This is a genomic window from Methylocella tundrae (genome assembly GCF_901905185.1).
Lineage (GTDB): Bacteria > Pseudomonadota > Alphaproteobacteria > Rhizobiales > Beijerinckiaceae > Methylocapsa > Methylocapsa tundrae.
Window position 1 is genome coordinate 1 of sequence record NZ_CABFMQ020000111.1, and the last position, 2,904, is coordinate 2,904.

5 protein-coding genes are annotated in these 2,904 nt (G+C 58.4%); 3 read left to right on the plus strand and 2 right to left on the minus strand.

What is annotated here, in order from left to right; all coding sequences use genetic code 11:
• Positions 1-161: 161 nt before the first annotated feature.
• Entirely contained in the window at positions 162-803 is a 642-nt protein-coding gene (locus MPC4_RS17160) for a dihydrofolate reductase family protein (protein ID WP_174513597.1), read from the minus strand.
• A gap of 108 nt (positions 804-911) precedes the next feature.
• On the opposite strand from MPC4_RS17160, the gene MPC4_RS17165 reads away from it, so the two are divergent.
• Positions 912-1,262, plus strand: coding sequence for an ArsR/SmtB family transcription factor (locus MPC4_RS17165; protein WP_174513598.1), 351 nt, complete (start codon positions 912-914; stop codon positions 1,260-1,262).
• On the plus strand, positions 1,246-1,725 hold the full coding sequence (locus tag MPC4_RS17170; protein WP_174513601.1) for an SRPBCC domain-containing protein: 480 nt from the start codon (positions 1,246-1,248) through the stop codon (positions 1,723-1,725). The genes MPC4_RS17165 and MPC4_RS17170 overlap by 17 nt, the downstream gene beginning before the upstream one ends.
• Before the next feature lie 438 nt (positions 1,726-2,163).
• Here MPC4_RS17170 and MPC4_RS17175 read toward each other — a convergent pair whose 3' ends face one another.
• Entirely contained in the window at positions 2,164-2,502 is a 339-nt protein-coding gene (locus MPC4_RS17175) for a TetR family transcriptional regulator (RefSeq protein ID WP_174513599.1), read from the minus strand.
• A gap of 86 nt (positions 2,503-2,588) precedes the next feature.
• On the opposite strand from MPC4_RS17175, the gene MPC4_RS17180 reads away from it, so the two are divergent.
• A complete protein-coding gene (locus tag MPC4_RS17180) occupies positions 2,589-2,762 on the plus strand; it encodes a hypothetical protein (RefSeq protein WP_174513600.1) in 174 nt (57 codons plus the stop codon).
• Positions 2,763-2,904 lie beyond the last annotated feature (142 nt).

The window sequence follows — 2,904 nt, forward strand, 5'->3', positions numbered from 1 at the left end:
TTCGTCAAAAAGCCGCCGGAACCGCCTCTCAAACCAACCGCAGCCTGGATCAACCCGCCAACCAAAAGGCTACAAATCCAAGCTTAAATTCAAACGCCGGCTGTCTCAAAGTCGTTGACACGTTCCGGAACGCTTGACCGCCGTAAGCCGCTGGCTCGTGGCTAGCGCTGGAACGTGAGGTGGACGGTCCCACTCTCGGCCGCATCTGCCTTGACGGTGTAACCAGCCTCTAACCCGCGCAACTCATCCCAAAGGCGTATGCCCCTGCCCAGCAGAATTGGAGCAATGGCGACATGGAGGCGGTCCACAAGTCCGGCCTTGAGAAAGTCGCGGACCATGGTTGGTCCGCCGCCTATCCGAACATCCTTGCCGTTTGCGGCTTTCTCTGCGCGCTGCAACGCATCAACCGGGGCGGCCGCGAGGAAGTGGAACGTGGTGCCTCCAGCCATCTCGATGGAAGGCCGCGGCGTGTGCGTCAGGACGAAGACCGGGCAGTGAAATGGCGGCTCGTCGCCCCACCACCCTTTCCAATTCGGATCACCTGGAAAGTTGTGCAGCCCGAACTTACCGGCCCCCATGATCTCGGCGCCAATGTTGGCGAAGTAATCCTTCGCATACTCGTCGTCCATGCCTGTGGTGCCTTTGCCGCTGGTGTCCTTGAGCACGCGCTCCTGGAACGTCCTTGTGGCGACATAGGCACCGACCAGGCGTGACCAGTCGGGGCCGAACGGGTTTTCAGGCGTCTGGTCCCTCGTCGTTGCGAAACCATCGAGCGAGACGAGAAGATCAACACGAACTGCCATTGGAGCGCTCCCAAATACTAAGGTAGTCGCCTTCATAATTGCAGTGAAACACTAAGGCAAGTGCCTTTTTATCGTTGACCCGGACGCGCAGCCGCTTTACCGAGCTATATGCCCTACCACTCGACCCCTCTCGACCTCGCCTTTCACGCCCTCAGCGACCCGACCCGCCGCGCGGTGGTGTCGCGGCTGGTCGAGGGCGAGCTGCCGGTGACCGCACTGGCCGAGCCTTTCGACATGGCGCTGCCCTCCTTCGCCCAGCATCTCAGGGTGCTGGAAGATTGCGGATTGATCGCCAGCGAGAAGCGCGGGCGCAGCCGCTGGTGCCGATTGGAGCGAGCGCGCTTCGAGGAAGCGGCCAACTGGATGGAAGCCGAGCGCCAACGCTGGGCCGGGCGGCTCGACCGGCTGGAAGCCTATTTGGACAAGACGGAAGAGAACGATGATGGAAAAGCTGTTTGAGACCTGGTCGCTGGACCGTGAGATCGTGCTCGTCAAGGTGCTGAAGCACCCGCGTCATAAGGTCTTCGCCGCTTGGATGGACCCGGAAGCGCTGGCGCAATGGTATGGCCCGGTTGGTCTGAGCATTGAGAACCACCATGCTGACATCCGCGAGGGCGGGGAGTGGCGCTTCGACATGGTGGGCATGTTCGAAGGCCACGAGCAGCGCTTTCCCAATCTCATGCGCTTCTTGAAGATCGTGTCCAACGAGCTGATCGTGGTGGACTATGGTACCCCGGACCCCAACGACCCGGAACGCTTCTACATGACGATTTCCTTCGATGAGCAGACCGACGGCAAGACCGTGCTGACAATGCGCCAGCTTCACCCAAGCCGCGAACGACGCCAGGTTGTCGTCGGCTTCGGCGCGGTGGAGTACGGGCTGCAGACGCTGGACGGCCTTGGCGCTTGGCTGGATGGCTGAACGCTGCTCATCTGGAGGTTGGCGGTCACCGCGCCCCAGCGCCATGCTCGACTGCCTTCAGGACTTTTCCGCCCGGCGTCTTTCTCGTTCACGCATTGCCAAGTCAGCGCCGCGATCTTGGCGAAGCTCTCCAAATCCATTCGACCTCTCTAAGACTACGGCAGCCCTAGATAGTCAGCGATCATATCCGCACAGGCTTGTGCCCACTGATCGACACCATCTCGCGGGAGTTTGAGGGTGGCGACCTCTCTACCGACTTGCTCAATGACCGTCAGAAGCATTTGGGTGCAAAAGTTCACGCGATCTATCGATGTTTCCTGGGGAAGGCTATCTTTAAGAAAGTTTAGAAACGGTCGAAAATAATCTGCTTTATGGCACTATGTTCTGCCTCTTCTTCAAAAAATATTTCAGTGTCTTTGAGCGCAGCTCCCATTTCCCTCACTTCATCAGATTCAGCGAAAAAAAGAGCTGCGCCACCCGCCTTATCTTCTCCCTAGCAACCCACCGATCGTGGTCCAAGATTCGCTGGACCTCAATCCAAGCCAGTTCGACCGTCCGGGAGTGAATGGCAAATACCAACGCGTGCTTGTTGGGAAAATATTGATAGAGCGAACCCACGCTAATCCCGGCAGCCTCGGCGACTCGCCACGTTGTGAAGCGAAGGGGACCTTCCTTTCGCAAAACGCGAATACTCGCTGTCAAAATGTCATCGCGCATCTGCCGGGAGCGACCTTGCTTCGGCTCTTTGCGTGAGGTTAGCGCCACACGACTTGCCATAAACTCCTCGCCGGAAACGCGAATAGCGAATGCGAATAATTAATCGCATAATCCTGCATCCGCGGCAAGGAGCGATAGGAACGCATATGGCTGCCAAAAAGGATGCTTCTGACACCGTGCGTGACCGGGCGGCTTTAGCCGTCGTAGGAGTCCAGCGTAGAGCAGAGAAAAAATACTTGCTGGGTGCGGACATTGGATTATCAGGAGGCGCGATCTCTTTTTCTCAGGAGGCTGAGCCGCAAAATGAGTTGCACCTCTAGCACTACTTTGGCACTTTTGGTTCGACGGCGTCGGCGATGAGTTTCTCACAGTGGGGGCATCGTCTGGGTGGAGGCCGTGCGAAGAGGTCGAGAATGGCTTGTCTGATGGCCGGCAGGCTCGGTTGTGGCGGCGGTCCCCCGA